We start from the raw sequence: 16,798 nt of genomic DNA, 5'->3' as shown, positions 1-16,798 counted from the left end.
ATCAATGCGCGCTTTGCTCGCCTTCGCTTTACTGCTGGTTGGTCTGCCCGCCCTGGCCGACCCTTATCAACGCCTGTACCAGGCCGCTGGCTGGCCCGACCAGCGCGCGCATTTCAGCGATGCCCTGGACGCGGCGCAGAAGCGCTACCAGGACAAGCTGCCACCCGCGCTCTACCAGACCCTGGTGGACAACAGCAATCGCCGCTTCGCCCCGGCCGAAGTCGACCAGCGCGCCCTCAACGGCCTGCGCGAGAACCTGCCGGACAGCGCCAGCCCGCTGAATTTCTTCGAGTCGCCGCTGGGACGCAAGGTGGTCGCCGCCGAGGTGCTCGCCACCCGCCGCGACCAGTTGCTCCAGCACAGCAACGGCCTGCCGCGGCAGACCGCCAGCGAGCCACGCCGGGCCCTGGTCAAGCGCCTGGCCCAGGTCCTTCCGGCCCGAGAGGCCGGTGCGGAAGTCAGCCTGGCCCTGGCCGGGGTCGCCGCCGACAGCCTCAGCCAAATGCTTCCGGGCCTCCCCGGCCTGCTTGGCGGCGGACAGACCGGCCAGTTGCTGGAAGGCCAGCGCCAGCGCCTGGTGCAGCAGATCGGCGCGGACCTGGAGAACACCCTGCTGTATGTCTACCGCGATCTCTCCGACACGGAACTCACCCAGTACGTGAACTTCGCCGAGTCGCCGGCCGGCCGCAGCTACTACCAAGCGGCCCTGGCGGCGCTGAAAGCCGGCCTGGCGGTGGACCAGGCGGTCGCCCACTGATCGCCGCGGGGCCTGGAACTCAGGCCCCCAGCGCGTCGCTCAGGAAATCGAAATAGCGCCGCCGCAGCCCCTCGCTTTCGTTCGCCAGGTGATGGCGCGCCTCTTCCAGCAACAGTATCCGCGGCTCGTCGAACTTCTCCCGCAGCACCTTCAGGCCATGGCGCCAGTCCACCGTCTCGTCGGACTCGCCCTGCACCACCAGGGGGCTCAGGGCACGCCGAGGCGCCCGCTCGATGCGCGGCACCCAGCGGGTCAGCGCGCCGACCCAGGCGGTCGGCAGGGTGCGTGGCTGCAACGGATCGTGCTCGCGGAGGAAGTCGAGGAACTGCGGATCGCTGGAGTTCTCCGAGAAGCGCCGCGGGATCGAGTCGACGAAGGGGCTCAGCAGGCGGTAGCTGAGCTTCGACCAGCCCCAGGCGCGCGGGCGCACCAGCGGCGCCAGGAGAATCGTCTCGCCCAGCTCGGGACGTTCGCCGCCGTGCAGCAGGTAGTCCAGCAGGATCGCCCCACCAGTGCTTTGTCCGCAGAGGTGCCAGGGCGCCGCCAGGTCGAGTTCGGCAGCCTGGCCCAGCAGGCCCTTGAACACCGCCTGGTATTCGGCGAAGTCGCGGATGCTGGCCCGCTCGCCTTCGGACAGGCCATGCCCCGGCAGGTCGCAGGCGAGCACCGAGAAGCCCATGCCCAGCGCCCAGTCGACCACGTGCCGATACAGTCCCATGTGGTCGTAATAGCCATGCATCAGCAACAGGCTGCCGCGCGATTCCGGCAGCAGCCAGGCCTGCACCGCCAGGCGGCGCCCATCGACCGCCATGCTGCCGAGCCGCGCTTGCAGGCGCGGATGGTGGGAGCGCAGGTCCAGGCCGTAGTAGGCCTGGTAGGCGAGGACGGCGGCGTCCGCCTCGGCCGCGGCCAAGGGTCGCAGGTGCTGGCGCAGGTAATCGGGGTTGAAGGCTTCTGACATCGGCGGTTCCGGGCTGCAATCGATTCGTGGCCGGGCCACGGGCGAAACCCAGGGATATTCAGCTGCGCGCGAACACATGGCAAGCTTGGCACCCGTTTTCCGTGTGAATGCCATGACTCCCCGCCGCAAGACGCTCCTCGTCAGCCTGGTCGGCCTGCTCTGGGCCGGCGGCCTGCTCGCCGCCTACTGGTGGTTCGAGATCCGCTACATCCGTCCGTTCAGCGAGCAGACCACCCTGTTCTCCGGCGACAGCCTGCGCCTGCCGGCCGAGCTGGCCGGGCCGGGGCCGATCCGCCTGGTGCATTTCTGGGACCCGGCCTGCCCCTGCAACGTCGGCAACCAGCAGCACCTCGGCGAGCTGATCGAACGCTTCGCCGGCAAGGGCGTGGAGTTCCATGTCCTGCAGAAGCCTGGCAGCCAGGGCCGCCTGCCGGACAACCTGGCCGCCCTGCGCCCCCTCGCCGGTCTGCCCGGTTCCGAGCAGTTGCCGGCCAGCCCGGCCGTGGCGATCTGGAACCGCGACGGCCGCCTGGCCTACTTCGGCCCCTATAGCGAGGGCGCGGTATGCACCTCCAGCAACAGCTTCATCGAACCGATCCTCGAAGCGCTGCTGCAGGGACGTCCGGTGGATGCCACCCATACCCTCGCCGTGGGTTGCTACTGCCCCTGGACCCCGGAAAAAGGCTGACCTGGCTCAACACCGGGCCTTCCGGAGGGGGCGCCGGAAGGCGTAGCGGCTACACTGCCCGGGTCGGCCCACGAGGGGCCGTTGCCGAACCAAGGAGTCGCTGCATGTCCCTACGTCCCACCCTCGCCCTGCTCGCCCTCGTCAGCCTGCCGCTGATGGCCGCCCAGAACGACCCTCAGCCCAGCAGCAAGGAACTGATGAAGGAGCACCAGGCGCAGATCCAGAACGACCTGGCCGACGTCGACTACAAGCGCAAGCGCATCGTCGAGGCCAACATGAACCTCACCGACCAGGAAGGCGAGAAGTTCTGGCCAATCTACAACACCTACCGCACCGAGTCGGACAAGCTCAGCAAGGAAACCCTCAGGCTCCTGCTCGACTACGCCCAGGCCTACAACAGCGGCAACGTCAGCGACGACCAGGCGAGCAAGCTGATCGAGCGTGTCGACGACCTCCAGGAGGACCGTCTGGAACTGCGCGACAAGTACGTCAAGCGCATCGCCAAGAACGTCTCGCCCAAGCGCGCCATGCGCTTCCTGCAGATCGAGATCCAGCTCGACGCCATCGCCACCCTGGAGATCGGCCGTCAGGTACCGCTGGTCGAGTAACCCTCTTCCCGCTTCGCCAGCCGCGCCCTGTATTGCTCCGGGGGCGCGGCGTGCCAGCGGCGAAAGGCCCGGTAGAACGGCGACAGCTCGGCGAACCCGCAAGCCTTGGCCACCTCGCGGATGGCGCGACCGGCCAACAGCATCTCGCTCGCCCGCTGCCGGCGAACCTCATCGCGAACCTGCCGGAAACTCGCTCCGCCAGCGGCCAGCGCACGCTGCAAGGCACCGCTGCCAAGGCCCAGCTCCGCCGCGCACTGGCGCAAGCCATAGCCCTCCCCGAGGCGCAGCTCGATCAGGTAGCGCACGCGATTGAGCAAGCGGTTCTCGCTGAGTTCGCGGGTCTGTTCTTCCGCGTGGCGGGTCAGCACGCCATGCATGTCCGGATTGGCGTTGCGCGAAGGACGCCGCAGCAAGGCGGCGGAAAACACCAGGGCATCGTGCGGCCGCGAGAACAGCGGCAGCCTGCCGAACAACCGGCGGTGTTCGCCCAGCCGTGGCGGGGCTCGGTGGCGGAACTCGATGCGCTCGGCGACGAACTCGTCGTCGCTGATCAGCGCCAGCAGCTTGAGGAACAGCAGCATCAGGCATTCGATCTGCTGACGCAGCGAGGCATAGCCCAGGTAGTTGATGTCGAGGATCAGCCTTGCCGTTTCCCCTTCGACCTCGAGGCGCGCGGCGAAACCGCCGGAGAGAATGTGCTGGAAACGCACGAAGCTGCGCAGCGCCTCCTCCAGGTCGCGCGCGGACAGCAGCAGGTAGCCGACCACATCGAGCAGGCGCGGCTTCATTGCCTCGCCCAGGTGCAGGCCGATGTCGGCATCGCCGGTCACCGCCGCCAGCTCGGTCCAGAACAACGGGGCGTTGTCATGCACCAGGCGGCCGCCCAGGGTCGGCGGCGGCAGCGGGATACGCCGGTAGACGCTGCGGTAGACGCGGGTGGGGTCGAGCCCGAGGGCGTCCAGGGCTTCATACAACAGACGCCGCAACGTGGCGGAATGGGTCAGGGGGCTGGTAGACGGGTCGTCCTGCATGGCGGCTCCTCGCGATTGACCAAAGACTTCCAGGGTCCGAGCATTCGGTCAATGCCGCGGGCCGGCGGCATCCGCAGAATGCTCGGCACTACAACAAGGAGAAAGGATCGATGAAACGCACCCTGACCGTGATCGCCGTGGCGGTCGCCGCCGCGGCTGCCGGCGGCGCCTGGTACCTCCATGCCAAGCAGCCGCTCCGCAACGGCTCGCTCGCCCTGGCCCACCTGCAGGCGCCGGTCGACGTGCGCTACGACGAGCGCGGGGTTCCGCACCTGTACGCGCAGAACCAGACCGACCTCTACCGCGCCCTCGGCTACGTGCACGCCCAGGACCGCCTGTTCCAGATGGAAATGCTGCGGCGCCTGGCGCGCGGCGAGCTGGCCGAAGTGCTCGGACCCAAGCTGGTGGATACCGACCGTCTGTTCCGCACCCTGCGCATCCGCGACCACGCCGCCGAATACAGCGCCCGCCAGGACAAGCAGTCGCAGCCCTGGAAGGTGCTGGAGGCCTACCTGGACGGGGTCAACCAGTTCCAGGAAAACAACCCGGCGCCGCTCGAATTCGACCTGCTGGGCATACCCAGGCGTCCCTTCACCCCCGAAGACACCCTGAGCATCGCCGGCTACATGGCCTACAGCTTCGCCGCCGCCTTCCGCACCGAGCCGGTGCTGACCTACATCCGCGACGAACTGGGCAGCGACTACCTGCGCATCTTCGATCTCGACTGGCATCCGCAGGGCGTGCTGACGCCCTCCGGCGCACTGGGCGCCGGCGACTGGAAGGACCTTGGCGCCCTCGCCCGTCTCAGCCAGCAGGCCCTGGAGGACGCCGGCCTGCCGCAGTTCGAGGGCAGCAACGCCTGGGTCGTCGCCGGCAGCCGCACCGCCAGCGGCAAGCCCCTGCTGGCCGGCGACCCGCATATCCGCTTCGCCGCGCCGGCGGTATGGTACGAGGCCCAGCTGAGCGCGCCCGGTTTCGAACTCTATGGCCACCACCAGGCGCTCAACCCCTTCGCCTCGCTGGGCCACAACCGTGCGTTCGGCTGGAGCCTGACGATGTTCCAGAACGACGACCTCGACCTGATCGCCGAGAAGGTCAACCCGGACAACCCCAACCAGGTCTGGTACCAGGGCAAATGGGTCGACCTGCAGAGCGAGGAGCAGGAAATCGCGGTCAAGGGCGCTGCGCCGGTGAAGCTCACCCTGCGCCGCTCGCCCCACGGTCCGATCGTCAACGACGCGCTCGGCGCCAGCTCCGGCAAGACCCCGATCGCCATGTGGTGGGCTTTCCTCGAGACCGAGAACCCGGTGCTCGACGCCTTCTACCAGCTGAATCGCGCCGATACCCTGGCCAAGGCCCGCGCGGCGGCCTCGAAGATCCATTCGCCAGGACTCAACCTGGTCTGGGCCAATGCCGCCGGCGATATCGGCTGGTGGGCCTCGGCGGCCCTGCCGAAGCGGCCGGAGGGAGTGAACCCGAGCTTCATCCTCGACGGCAGCAAGGGCGAGGCGGACAAGTCCGGCTTCTATCCGTTCGCCGACAACCCGCAGGAGGAAAACCCGGCGCGCGGCTACATCGTCTCCGCCAACTTCCAGCCGGTCCCGGCCAATGGCCGGCCGATTCCCGGCTACTACAACCTGGCGGACCGCGGCCAGTGGCTGGATACCCAACTGGCCGACCGCGGCACCAAATGGAACCTGGACAACAGCCGCGCGCTGCAACTCGGCAATCGCACCGGCTACGCGCCGCGCCTGCTCGCACCCTTGCTGCCGGTCCTGCGCGAGGTGGTCGACGACGCCGAAGGCAAGCGCCTGGTCGAGCAACTGGCGGCCTGGAAGGGCGACTACCCGGTCGACTCGACCGCCGCCACGCTGTTCAACCAGTTGCTGTTCCAGATTGCCGAGGGCGCCTTGCACGACGAACTGGGCGATGCCTTCTTCGACAGCCTGATCGCCACCCGCGCCATCGACAGCGCGCTGCCTCGGCTGGCTGGCGACGCCGACTCGCCCTGGTGGGACGACCGCCGCACAGAACGCCGGGAAACCCGCGCGGATATCGTCAGGGCCGCCTGGAACGCCTCCCTCGCGCATCTGCGCGGCACCCTCGGCAACGACCCGTCCGGCTGGCTGTGGGGCAAGGCGCATACCCTGACCCACGAGCACGCCCTGGGCCAGCAGGCGCTGCTCAAGCGCCTTCTCAACGTCGGTCCGTTCGCCGCCCCCGGCACCCACGAGGTACCGAACAATCTGTCGGCGAAGATCGGCCCGGCCCCCTGGGCGGTCACCTACGGTCCATCGACCCGGCGCCTGGTGGACTTCGCCGACCCGACCCACAGCCTCGGCATCAACCCGGTCGGGCAGAGCGGCGTGCCCTTCGACGGCCACTACGACGACCAGGCCGAGGCCTACATCGAGGGCCACTACCTGCCGCAGCACTACGAGGAAAACGAGGTGAAGGCGAACAGCAAGGGCGTGCTGGTGCTGGAACCGAAGCGCTGAGCCGGCCGGCGGAGCATCCGCCCGGCGTGGCGTAGGGCGAGTAACCGGATGGTGGTTGTCCGCCGGATACAACAGGGTATCGGCGGATAACGCCTCGGGCGTTATTCGTCCTACGGAGCGTAGCCAGGCATTTCCCGCCACCGACGCGCCAATGAAAAAGGCCACCCGCAGGTGGCCTTTTCTTTTCGGCGGAGGGCTCAGGCCGGGGTCGGCGAGCCTTTCTGCCAGTCGGTCGCGGTCTCTTCCATCGCCTGCTGGATCGCCCGGCGACGCCGCTCCTCGGCCTGGCGGGTGAAGTACCAGGCGAAGAAGGTGAACAGCGAAACGCTCAGCAGGATCAGGCTGGCCACCGCGTTGATCTCCGGCTTCACGCCCAGGCGTACCGCCGAGAACACTTCCATCGGCAAGGTGGTCGAGCCGGGTCCGGAGACGAAGCTGGCCAGTACCAGGTCGTCCAGCGACAGGGCGAAGGACATCATGCCGCCCGCCGCCAGCGAGGGCGCGATCATCGGGATGGTGATCAGCAGGAACACCTTCCAGGGCTTGGCGCCCAGGTCCATCGCCGCTTCCTCGATCGACAGGTCGAGTTCACGCAGGCGCGCCGACACCACCACCGCCACGTAGGACGAGCAGAAGCTGGTGTGGGCGATCCAGATGGTCACGATACCCCGTTCCTGCGGCCAGCCGATCAGTTGCGCCATGGCCACGAACAACAGCAGCAGCGACAGACCGGTGATCACTTCCGGCATCACCAACGGCGCGGTGACCATGCCGCCGAACAGCGTACGACCGCGGAAGCGCGGGATGCGGGTGAGGACGAAGGCCGCCAGGGTGCCGAGGAGCACCGAGGAGAACGCCGTATAGAAGGCGATCTCCAGGGAGCGTCCGACCGAACTGACCAGTTGGGTGTTGTCCAGCAGGCCGACGTACCACTTCACCGACCAGCCGCCCCACACCGTCACCAGCTTGGAGGCGTTGAACGAATAGATCACCAGGATCAGCATCGGCAGGTAGATGAAGAGCAGGCCGACGATCAGCATGACGTTGGAGAAATTCCAGCGCTTCATACCTTGCCCTCCAGTTCTTTGGCCACGCTTCTGGATGGAGAGCCTGTTGAACGGGATACGGAGCGGGATACGCTGTGCTGGCTCATACCTTGCCCTCCAGTTCTTTGGCCTGGTTCTTGTTGAACAGGATGATCGGGATGATCAGGATCGCCAGCATTACCACCGCCAGGGCGGACGCCACCGGCCAGTCGCGGTTGTTGAAGAACTCCTGCCAGAGCACCTTGCCGATCATCAGGGTCTCGGGGCCGCCGAGCAGTTCCGGGATGACGAACTCGCCCACCGCCGGGATGAACACCAGCATACAGCCGGCGATGATGCCGTTCTTCGACAGCGGCACGGTGATCTTCCAGAAGCTGGTGAAGTTACGCGCGCCCAGGTCGGAAGCGGCCTCCAGCAGGCTCGGGTCGTGCTTCACCAGGTTGGCGTAGAGCGGCAGGATCATGAACGGCAGGTAGGAATAGACGATGCCGATGTACACCGCGATGTTGGTGTTGAGGATGGTCAGCGGCTCGCTGATGAGCCCCAGCCCCATCAGTACGCTGTTGAGCAGGCCGTTGTTGGAAAGGATGCCCATCCAAGCGTAGACCCGGATCAGGATCGCCGTCCAGGTCGGCATCATGATCAGCAGCAGCAGGACGGTCTGCGAGGACTGGCTGGAGCGGGCGATGGCGTAGGCCATCGGGTAGCCCACCAGCAGGCAGATCAGGGTACTGATGAAGGCCATCTTCAGCGAGCCGAGGTAGGCATCGATGTAGAGCGGGTCATCGGTCAGCATCAGGTAGTTGCCGAGGTTGAGGAGCACCTGCAACTGCTGGTCCGCGTAGGCGAAGATCTCGGTGTAGGGCGGGATGGCCACGTCCGCTTCCGCCAGGCTGATCTTCAGCACGATGGCGAAGGGCAGCAGGAAGAACAGGAAGAGCCACAGGAACGGCACCCCGATGACCGCATGCCGCCCGGTGGGCATGCGCTTTTTCAGGCTGTTGGCGAATTTCATGACTGCAGTACCACGCCGCTGTCGTCGTACCAGCTGATGTACACCGACTGGTCCCAGGTCGGCCGGGCGACGTGGCGCTCGGCGTTGGCCATGAAGGCCTGGACGATCATCCCGGAGGCCAGCTTGATGTAGTACACCGAGTGGCCGCCAAGGTAGGCGATGTCGTAGACGGTGCCCTGGGCCCAGTTGTGCCCGGCGTGTTCCAGGTTGTCCGGCTTCTGCGCGCTGATCATCACTTTCTCCGGCCGCAGCGCGTAGGTGATGCGCTTGTCCTCGGCGCGGGTGCTGATGCCGTGGCCGATGTAGATCGGGTTCTCCAGCTGCGGGCAGGCGATCACCGCATGGTCCTGCACGTCCTCCACCAGCACGCCGTCGAACAGGTTGACGTTGCCGATGAACTCGCAGACCAGGCGGCTCGCCGGGGTCTCGTAGATGTCCATCGGGCTGCCGATCTGCTCGATGCAGCCCAGGTGCATGATGGCGATGCGCTGGGCCATGGTCATGGCCTCTTCCTGGTCGTGGGTCACCATCACGCAGGTCACGCCGACGCGCTCGATGATCTCCACCAGTTCCAGTTGCATCTGCGAGCGCAGCTTCTTGTCCAGCGCGCCCATCGGCTCGTCGAGCAGCAGCAGCTTCGGCCGCTTGGCCAGCGAACGAGCCAGGGCCACCCGCTGGCGCTGGCCGCCGGAGAGCTGGTGCGGCTTGCGCTTGGCGTACTGGGTCATGTGCACCAGCTTGAGCATCTCGGCCACGCGCTCGTCGATCTCGGCCTTGGGCAGGCCGTCCTGCTTGAGGCCGAAGGCGATGTTCTGCGCCACGCTCATGTGCGGGAACAGCGCATAGGACTGGAACATCATGTTGATCGGCCGCTCGTAGGGCGGCAGGTCGGTGATGTCCTGGCCATCGAGGAAGATCCGCCCCTCGGTGGGCCGCTCGAAACCGGCGAGCATGCGCAACAGGGTGGATTTACCCGAGCCGGAGCCGCCGAGCAGGGCGAAGATCTCGCCCTTGTTGATGGTCAGGGACACGGTGTCCACCGCCAGCGTCTCGTCGAACTGCTTGGTTACCCGGTCGATCTTTACCAGCACCTCTTTCGGCTGCTGGTTGCCCTCTAGGGCTTTCTTGTAGGCACCGGAGGCTATCGCCATTACCACAACTCCCAAGTCGTTGAGCCCGGTCACGCTACCGGGCGGAATTTGAACTTATTTGCCGGTCTTGATCCGGGTCCAGGTACGGGTCTGCAGGCGCAGCACCTTGGCCGGCAACACGGCGGAAACGTAGAGCTTGTCGAGCACGGCCTGCGGCGGATACACCTCCTCGCTGTCGCTGACGCTCTTGTCCATCAGCGGGCGGGCCCCCGGTATCGCGTTGGCGTAGCCGACGTAGTCGCTGACCTTGGCGATCACCTCCGGACGCAGCAGGTAGTCGATGAACGCGTAGGCGTTATCGGCGGCCTTGGCATCGGCGGGAATCGCCATCAGGTCGAACCACAGGTTGGCGCCTTCCTTGGGAATCACGTACTGGATGTCGATGCCCTTGCCGGCCTCTTCGGCGCGGGCAGCGGCCTGGAAGACGTCCCCGGAATAGCCGAAGGCGACGCAGATGTTGCCGTTGGCCAGGTCGGAGATGTACTTGGAGGAGTGGAAGTAGCTGACGTAGGGGCGAACCTTGGTCAGGACTTCCTCGGCCTTCTTGTAGTCCTTCGGGTCGTGGGTGTTGGGGTCCAGCCCCAGGTAGTTGAGGGCGGCGGGCAGCATCTCGTCGCCGCTGTCCATGAAGGCTACGCCGCACTTGGCGAGCTTCTTCATGTTCTCCGGCTCGAAGAGGATGGCCCAGGAGTCGATCGGCTGGTCACCGAGGACTTCCTTGACCTTGGCCACGTTGTAACCGATGCCGTTGGTGCCCCACAGGTAGGGAACCGCGTACTGGTTGCCCGGGTCGCTGACCTCCAGCTGCTTGAGCAGCGCCGGATCGAGGTTCTTCCAGTTCGGCAGCTTGCTCTTGTCCAGCTTCTGGAAGGCACCGGCCTGGATCTGCTTGCCGAGGAAGTTGTTCGACGGCACCACGATGTCGTAACCGGAGTGGCCGGAGACCAGCTTGCCCTCGAGGGTCTCGTTGGAGTCGAAGACGTCGTAGCTGACGTCGATCCCGCTCTCCTTGGTGAAGTCCTTGAGGGTGGTGGGAGCGATGTAATCGGTCCAGTTATAGATGTGCAGGCTCTTCTTCTCCGCCTGCACGGGGCCCGCGATCGCCGTAGCCAGAGCGGCTACCAGCAGTGTCTTGCCAATGGAATGTTGCATGTCCGACTCCTGTTCCGGGCCTTTTCACGGCAGCACCCTGCCTGTTCGACCCGTGTTCTTCAAGTGCCGATGTAAGCCCAGATCACTCGGGTTTCATGACAACCCGACGATTCCGCCGGGAAACATGAGTGAGCTGGGTTCCCTACCGGCGTGTTGGTTTCAGGTTTTCCGGGCCCTCGGCCCCGGTGCGAGCGACACGACCGGCCCCGGCGCGGCAGATTGGCGCAGCGCCCATGGCAGCGTCTTCGTCGTCGATACTGCGTCCGGTCGTCGGGCCCCCAGGAGGAAGCGTCTGGACGAACGGGCAAAAGAGTCGAACCTCTTCGCAGGGGAGCGTGGCCGGAGGAAACCCGGCCGCGTTCCGGTTCTCTCGTGCCGGAGCGCCGGCGGCTTCAGGCGCCGCCGGGCTCCTCGCGGATCACTTGCCGGACTTGATCTTGGTCCAGCTGCGGGTCATCGCCCGCTGGGTCTTGGCCGGCAGGTCGGGGAAGGTATACAGCTTCTTCATGACCTCTTCGCTCGGGTAGATGCCCGGGTCGTTGCGGATCGCCTCGGACACCAGCGGGGTGGCCGCCGCGTTGCCGTTGGGGAACTGAACCACGTCGGTGATCTCGGCCATGATTTCCGGCTTCATCAGGAAGTTGACGAAGGCCAGGGCGCCCTCGGTGTTCTCGGCGTCCTTCGGAATGGCGACCATGTCGAAGAAGCTGCCGGCTCCTTCCTTGGGAATGTTGTACTTGACGGTGACCTTGTTCTTCGCCTCTTCGGCGCGGGACTTGGCCTGGTAGATGTCGCCGGAGTAGCCGATGGCGACGCAGATGTTGCCGTTGGCCAGGTCGGAAATGTACTTCGACGAGTGGAAGTAGGTGACGTAGGGACGGATCTTCAGGAACAGCTCTTCGGCCGCCTTGAGTTCCTTGGGATTGTCGGTGTCCGGCTTGTAGCCGAGATAGTGCAGGGCCGCCGGGAGAATCTCGGTCGGCGAGTCGAGGAAGCTGACGCCGCACTGCTTCAGCTTCTGGATGTTCTCCGGCTTGAATACCAGGTCCCAGGAATCCACCGGCGCATTGTCGCCGAAGGCCGCCTTGACCTTGTCCGGGTTGTAGCCGATGCCGATGGTGCCCCACATGTAGGGAATCGCATGCTCGTTGCCCGGGTCGCTGACTTCCAGGGTGTGCATCAGGTCCTTGTTCAGGTTCTTCCAGTTCGGCAGCTTGGACTTGTCGAGCTTCTGGTAGACCCCGGCCTTGATCTGCTTGGCGAGGAAGGAGTTGGACGGCACCACCACGTCGTACCCGGACTTGCCCGCCAGCAACTTGGCTTCCAGCACTTCGTTGCTGTCGTAGACGTCGTAGACGACCTTGATCCCGGTTTCCTTGGTGAACTTCTCCAGGGTGTCCGGAGCGATGTAGTCGGACCAGTTGTAGACGTGCAGTACCTTGTTGTCCGCAGCCTGCGCCATACCGGCCACAGAGCCCGCCAAGGTCAGGGCGAGCAGGGTCTTACCGAAACGTTTCATCATGCGGGGTAGCTCCATTTTTGTTGAAGTATCCGGGCGGTGGCGCAACCGATCGCGTCACCACCCGGTGAGCCTGGCCAACGCACTGGCGCAGTCTGGCAAAAGTCCGCTCAGGGACTCAAGCCAGGACGGCGGCGGCGGTCTGATCGAGGCACTTGCGCGCCAGGGTGATCAACTCATCGATCTGCGACGGATCGATCACCAGCGGCGGCGAGATAATCATAGTGTCGCCCACCGCGCGCATGATCAAACCGTTGCGGAAACAATGTTCCCGGCACAGCATCCCGACGCCCTTGTCGGTGAAACGCTCGCGGGTCTTCTTGTTCTTGACCAGCTCCAGGGCGGCGACCATGCCGACCCCGCGCGCTTCGCCCACCAACGGGTGGTCGGCCAGCTCCTGCCAGCGTTTCTGCAAATACGGTGCCGTTTCCGCCTTCACCTTCTCGATGATCTTCTCTTCGCGCAGGATGCGGATGTTCTCCAGGGCCACGGCGGCCGCCACCGGGTGACCGGAATAGGTGAAGCCGTGGTAGAACTCGCCGCCCTGGTTGAGCACTTCGACGATCTCGTCGCGCACCACCACCCCGCCCATGGGGATGTAGCCGGAGGTGAGGCCCTTGGCGATCGGCATCAGGTCCGGGGCGTTGCCGTAGTACTGGCTGCCGAACCACTCGCCGGTACGGCCGAAGCCGCAGATCACTTCGTCGGCGATGAACAGGATGTCGTACTTGGCGAGGATCTCGCGGATCTTCGGCCAGTAGGTGTCCGGCGGGACGATCACGCCGCCGGCGCCCTGGATCGGCTCGGCGATGAAGGCGGCGACGTTTTCCTCGCCCACTTCGAGAATCTTCTTCTCCAACTGCTCGGCGGCCCAGACGCCGAACTCGTCCGGCGACATGTCGCCGCCCTCGCCGTACCAGTAGGGCTGGGCGATGTGGACGATGCCCGGGATGGGGAAATCACCCTGCTCATGCAACGCCTTCATGCCGCCCAGGCTGACGCCGGCGACGGTGGAGCCGTGGTAGCCGTTCCAGCGGCCGATCACCACTTTCTTCTGCGGCTGGCCCTTGGTCGCCCAATAGTGGCGGACCATACGCAGCACGGTGTCGTTGGCCTCGGAGCCGGAGCCGGTGAAGAACACGTGGTTCATGCCTTCCGGAGCGACGTCGGCGATCGCCTTGGCCAGCTCGACCACCGGCGGGTGGGCGGTCTGGAAGAACAGGTTGTAGAACGGCAACTCGCGCATCTGCCGGGTGGCGGCCTGGACCAGCTCCTCGCGGCCGTAGCCGACGTTGACGCACCAGAGGCCGGCCATCGCATCGAGGATCTTGTTGCCCTCGCTGTCCCAGATATAGACGCCTTCGGCCTTGGTGATGATCCGCGCGCCCTTCTCGTTCAACTGCTTGTAGTCGGTGAACGGCGGCAGATGGTGGTCGCGGCTCAACGCCTGCCACTCACGGGTCTTGGCGTTGGTGATTTGGCTGTTCATGTCACACCTCTTCTATTCAAGACTGTCCGGGAGCGGCGGACCACGCCGGCCGCCCCCGGTCAGGATCAAACGGAAAGCAGGAGGAATTCCCGCTCCCAGGAGCTGATTACCCGCTTGAAATTCTCGTGCTCCGCACGCTTCACCGCGACGTAGCCGCTGATGAACTTGCTGCCGAGATACTGCTCGAGGGGCTTGCAGTTCTCCATGCGCTCCAGCGCCGCTTCGATCGTCAGCGGCAGGCGCAGGTTGCGGCGTTCATAGCCGCGACCTTTGACCTGGGCGCTCGGCTTGATGCCTTCGACCATGCCGATGTAGCCGCACAGCAGGCTGGCAGCCAGCGCCAGGTAAGGGTTGGCGTCGGCGCCGGCGAGACGGTTCTCGACCCGGCGGTTCTCCGGGCTGGAGTCCGGCACGCGCAGGCCGACGGTACGGTTCTCTTCGCCCCACTCGACGTTCACCGGCGCCGAGGTATCGGGCAGGAAGCGGCGGAACGAGTTCACGTTGGGCGCGAACAGCGGCAGCACTTCCGGGATGAACTTCTGCAGGCCGCCGATATGGTGCAGGAACAGCTCGCTCATGGTGCCGTCGGCATTGGAGAAGATGTTCTTGCCGGTCTTCACGTCGACGATGCTCTGGTGCAGGTGCATCGCGCTGCCCGGCTCGCCGGTCATCGGCTTGGCCATGAAGGTCGCGGCGACGTTGTGCTTGAGCGCGGCCTCGCGCATGGTGCGCTTGAACACCAGGATCTGGTCGGCCAGGTCGAGGGCGTCGCCATGACGGAAGTTGATCTCCATCTGCGCGGTGCCTTCCTCGTGGATCAGCGTATCCAGGTCAAGGCCCTGGGCCTCGCACCAGTCGTACATGTCCTCGAACAGCGGGTCGAACTCGTTGGCGGCGTCGATGGAGAACGACTGACGCCCGGTTTCCTGGCGTCCGGAGCGGCCCACCGGGGCCTGCAACGGATAGTCGGGGTCGTCGCTGCGCTTGGTCAGGTAGAACTCCATCTCTGGCGCCACGATCGGCCGCCAGCCCTTGTCGGCATACATCTTCAACACGCGCTTGAGGATGTTGCGCGGCGACAGCTCGATGGGATTGCCGAGCTTGTCGAAGGTGTCGTGGATCACCATCGCGGTGGGCTCGATGGCCCAGGGGACGAGGAACACGGCATTCTCGTCCGGGCGGCAGACCATATCGATGTCGGCCGGGTCGAGCAGGTCGTAGTAAATGTCGTCTTCCACGTAGTCGCCGGTGACGGTCTGCAGCAGAACGCTCTCCGGCAGGCGCATGCCCTTTTCCGCGATGAATTTGTTGGTCGGCGAGATCTTGCCGCGGGCGATGCCTGTCAGATCGGAAATCAGGCATTCCACTTCGGTGATCTTGCGTTCCTTCAGCCAGCTGGTCAGCTGGTCTAACTTGGTAGTCATAAAGACCTCAGGGTTGAGAGTCCGGCCCCAACAGCCGGACTCAACGTTGCCCCGCCCTCTTGCCGCAGGCCTTACCGAAAGCCTGGAAGATAGCGAGATAGTTGGGGTTCGTCAGAACCTGCCACTCCGGGTGCCATTGCACACCAAGAGCGAAGGCTTTTGCACCTTCTACGGAGATGGCTTCGACCAACCCGTCAGGCGCCAGTGCTTCTACTCGAAGGCCCGGCGCCAGACGATCAACGCCCTGGCCATGGATGGAATTGACCTGGAACTCGCTCGGCAAGCCGATACCGGCGAGCACTCCGCCCGGCTGCACATGCATGGCATGGCGCGGCGCGTACTGAACCTCGAGCGGCTGGTCGGCCGGCTCGCGGTGGTCCATGAAGGTTCCGACCTCGTGCACCTTCTGGTGCAGGCTGCCGCCGAAAGCCACGTTCATTTCCTGGAAACCGCGGCAGATGCCGAGGACCGGAATGCCGGCGTCGATGGCGGCGCGGACCAGCGGCAGCGTGGTGGCGTCGCGGTCGGAGTCGTGGAGGGTGCCGGGCTCGCTCGCCGGTCCACTATAATGACGGGGCTCGACGTTCGACGGCGAGCCAGTGAAGAGCAAGCCGTCGACGCTGTCCAGCAGGGCTGCCTGGTCGATCGACTCGCCCAGCGCAGGAATGATCAGCGGGAGACCGCCAGCGCCGTTGACGACGGCACGCAGATATTTGTCGCCGGCAATGTGGTAGGGATGAAGACCGATCTGCTTGGTGCAGGCGGTGACGCCGATTAACGGCAGGCGAGACATGAGACACCCGTTGTTTGTAGATGTTATGGGGTTTGGCCGAGCTTAGCGTTGTTCATTTTTTTACACAATAGGCCTGTAAAAAATTGAACACGCACTCCTGAACACCCTTCGACGCGAGGTTTTTTTCGGCTTTTCGTCCGGCGAAAATGCCCTGAAAACGGCCTCAACGCCCCACAAGAGGGCGTTTTTGGCGGCTATTGACATCCCACAGGCTTTCGGATTGACTCATAGCCTACCCCCCGCATGATTGAAATTTTTAACAAAAAAGGTGTTGCATCATGTCGGTACCCCAGCGTGCCGTTCAGCTCACTGAACCGAGCGAGTTCCTCAAGGAACATCCCGAGGTCCAGTTCGTCGACCTCCTTATTGCAGACATGAATGGCGTGGTTCGCGGCAAGCGGATCGAACGCAACAGTCTGAACAAAGTCTTCGAAAAAGGTATCAATCTCCCCGCTTCCCTGTTCGCCCTCGATATCACCGGCTCCACCGTAGAGAGTACCGGCCTGGGTCTCGACATCGGCGACGCCGACCGGATCTGCTACCCGATCCCCGGCACCCTCTCCATGGAACCCTGGCAGAAGCGCCCGACCGCGCAACTGCTGATGACCATGCACGAACTGGAAGGCGAGCCGTTCTTCGCCGACCCCCGCGAAGTCCTGCGCCAGG

The 16,798-nt window shown here is 65.0% G+C and carries 14 protein-coding genes and 1 pseudogene; 5 read left to right on the top strand and 10 right to left on the bottom strand.

From position 1 onward, the window contains the following. Positions 1 to 4 precede the first annotated feature (4 nt). Positions 5 to 757 (top strand): hypothetical protein, encoded by a 753-nt coding sequence (locus tag HMPREF2914_RS28895; protein WP_003110707.1) that lies wholly within the window; start codon positions 5 to 7, stop codon positions 755 to 757. A gap of 19 nt (positions 758 to 776) precedes the next feature. Here HMPREF2914_RS28895 and HMPREF2914_RS28890 read toward each other — a convergent pair whose 3' ends face one another. After that, the gene (locus HMPREF2914_RS28890) at positions 777 to 1,718 is read right to left on the bottom strand and encodes a phospholipase BipL (protein WP_003110708.1); all 942 of its coding nucleotides are present in this window, start codon (positions 1,716 to 1,718) and stop codon (positions 777 to 779) included. A 76-nt stretch (positions 1,719 to 1,794) separates the two neighbouring features. Here HMPREF2914_RS28890 and HMPREF2914_RS28885 point away from each other — a divergent pair, with 76 nt between their 5' ends. After that, positions 1,795 to 2,406 carry a DUF6436 domain-containing protein gene (locus HMPREF2914_RS28885; protein ID WP_023108702.1) on the top strand — a complete coding sequence of 204 codons (612 nt, stop codon included), beginning with the start codon at positions 1,795 to 1,797 and terminating at the stop codon, positions 2,404 to 2,406. 104 nt (positions 2,407 to 2,510) lie between these two features. Further along, a complete protein-coding gene (locus tag HMPREF2914_RS28880) occupies positions 2,511 to 3,014 on the top strand; it encodes a transcriptional regulator (RefSeq protein WP_003110710.1) in 504 nt (167 codons plus the stop codon). Here the strand turns inward: HMPREF2914_RS28880 and HMPREF2914_RS28875 are convergent. Then, positions 2,993 to 4,045, bottom strand: a complete 1,053-nt coding sequence (locus HMPREF2914_RS28875; RefSeq protein ID WP_003110711.1) for an AraC family transcriptional regulator — start codon at positions 4,043 to 4,045, stop codon at positions 2,993 to 2,995. The genes HMPREF2914_RS28880 and HMPREF2914_RS28875 overlap by 22 nt on opposite strands. A gap of 110 nt (positions 4,046 to 4,155) precedes the next feature. Between HMPREF2914_RS28875 and hacB the strand changes: the two genes are divergently transcribed. Then, positions 4,156 to 6,543, top strand: a complete 2,388-nt coding sequence (gene hacB, locus HMPREF2914_RS28870; protein WP_003084308.1) for an N-acylhomoserine lactone acylase HacB — start codon at positions 4,156 to 4,158, stop codon at positions 6,541 to 6,543. Between the two features lie 197 nt (positions 6,544 to 6,740). Here hacB and HMPREF2914_RS28865 read toward each other — a convergent pair whose 3' ends face one another. From HMPREF2914_RS28865 to HMPREF2914_RS28830, 8 genes are all read right to left on the bottom strand, one after another. Beyond that, on the bottom strand, positions 6,741 to 7,610 hold the full coding sequence (locus tag HMPREF2914_RS28865) for an ABC transporter permease subunit (protein WP_003084307.1): 870 nt from the start codon (positions 7,608 to 7,610) through the stop codon (positions 6,741 to 6,743). Positions 7,611 to 7,692: 82 nt separating this feature from the next. After that, positions 7,693 to 8,574, bottom strand: a complete 882-nt coding sequence (locus HMPREF2914_RS28860; protein ID WP_003121722.1) for an ABC transporter permease subunit — start codon at positions 8,572 to 8,574, stop codon at positions 7,693 to 7,695. A gap of 26 nt (positions 8,575 to 8,600) precedes the next feature. Continuing rightward, on the bottom strand, positions 8,601 to 9,755 hold the full coding sequence (gene potA, locus HMPREF2914_RS28855; RefSeq protein WP_003084303.1) for a polyamine ABC transporter ATP-binding protein: 1,155 nt from the start codon (positions 9,753 to 9,755) through the stop codon (positions 8,601 to 8,603). A 54-nt stretch (positions 9,756 to 9,809) separates the two neighbouring features. Beyond that, positions 9,810 to 10,907 carry a spermidine-binding protein SpuE gene (gene spuE / locus HMPREF2914_RS28850; protein WP_003084301.1) on the bottom strand — a complete coding sequence of 366 codons (1,098 nt, stop codon included), beginning with the start codon at positions 10,905 to 10,907 and terminating at the stop codon, positions 9,810 to 9,812. A 418-nt stretch (positions 10,908 to 11,325) separates the two neighbouring features. After that, positions 11,326 to 12,429, bottom strand: coding sequence for a putrescine-binding protein SpuD (gene spuD, locus HMPREF2914_RS28845; RefSeq protein ID WP_003084299.1), 1,104 nt, complete (start codon positions 12,427 to 12,429; stop codon positions 11,326 to 11,328). A gap of 115 nt (positions 12,430 to 12,544) precedes the next feature. Then, positions 12,545 to 13,915 carry a putrescine--pyruvate aminotransferase gene (gene spuC / locus HMPREF2914_RS28840; protein WP_003084297.1) on the bottom strand — a complete coding sequence of 457 codons (1,371 nt, stop codon included), beginning with the start codon at positions 13,913 to 13,915 and terminating at the stop codon, positions 12,545 to 12,547. Positions 13,916 to 13,980: 65 nt separating this feature from the next. Continuing rightward, positions 13,981 to 15,339 carry a glutamine synthetase family protein gene (locus HMPREF2914_RS28835; protein WP_003084290.1) on the bottom strand — a complete coding sequence of 453 codons (1,359 nt, stop codon included), beginning with the start codon at positions 15,337 to 15,339 and terminating at the stop codon, positions 13,981 to 13,983. A 40-nt stretch (positions 15,340 to 15,379) separates the two neighbouring features. Further along, on the bottom strand, positions 15,380 to 16,132 hold the full coding sequence (locus HMPREF2914_RS28830) for a gamma-glutamyl-gamma-aminobutyrate hydrolase family protein (RefSeq protein WP_003084285.1): 753 nt from the start codon (positions 16,130 to 16,132) through the stop codon (positions 15,380 to 15,382). Between the two features lie 278 nt (positions 16,133 to 16,410). On the opposite strand from HMPREF2914_RS28830, the pseudogene HMPREF2914_RS28825 reads away from it, so the two are divergent. Next, positions 16,411 to 16,798: pseudogene (locus HMPREF2914_RS28825) on the top strand (glutamine synthetase); the annotation flags it as partial.

The organism is Pseudomonas sp. HMSC067G02 (assembly GCF_001813485.1).
Classification (GTDB): Bacteria; Pseudomonadota; Gammaproteobacteria; order Pseudomonadales; family Pseudomonadaceae; genus Pseudomonas; species Pseudomonas aeruginosa.
Note: the sequence above shows the minus strand (reverse complement) of the source record. Positions and strands in the feature narration are given on the sequence as shown.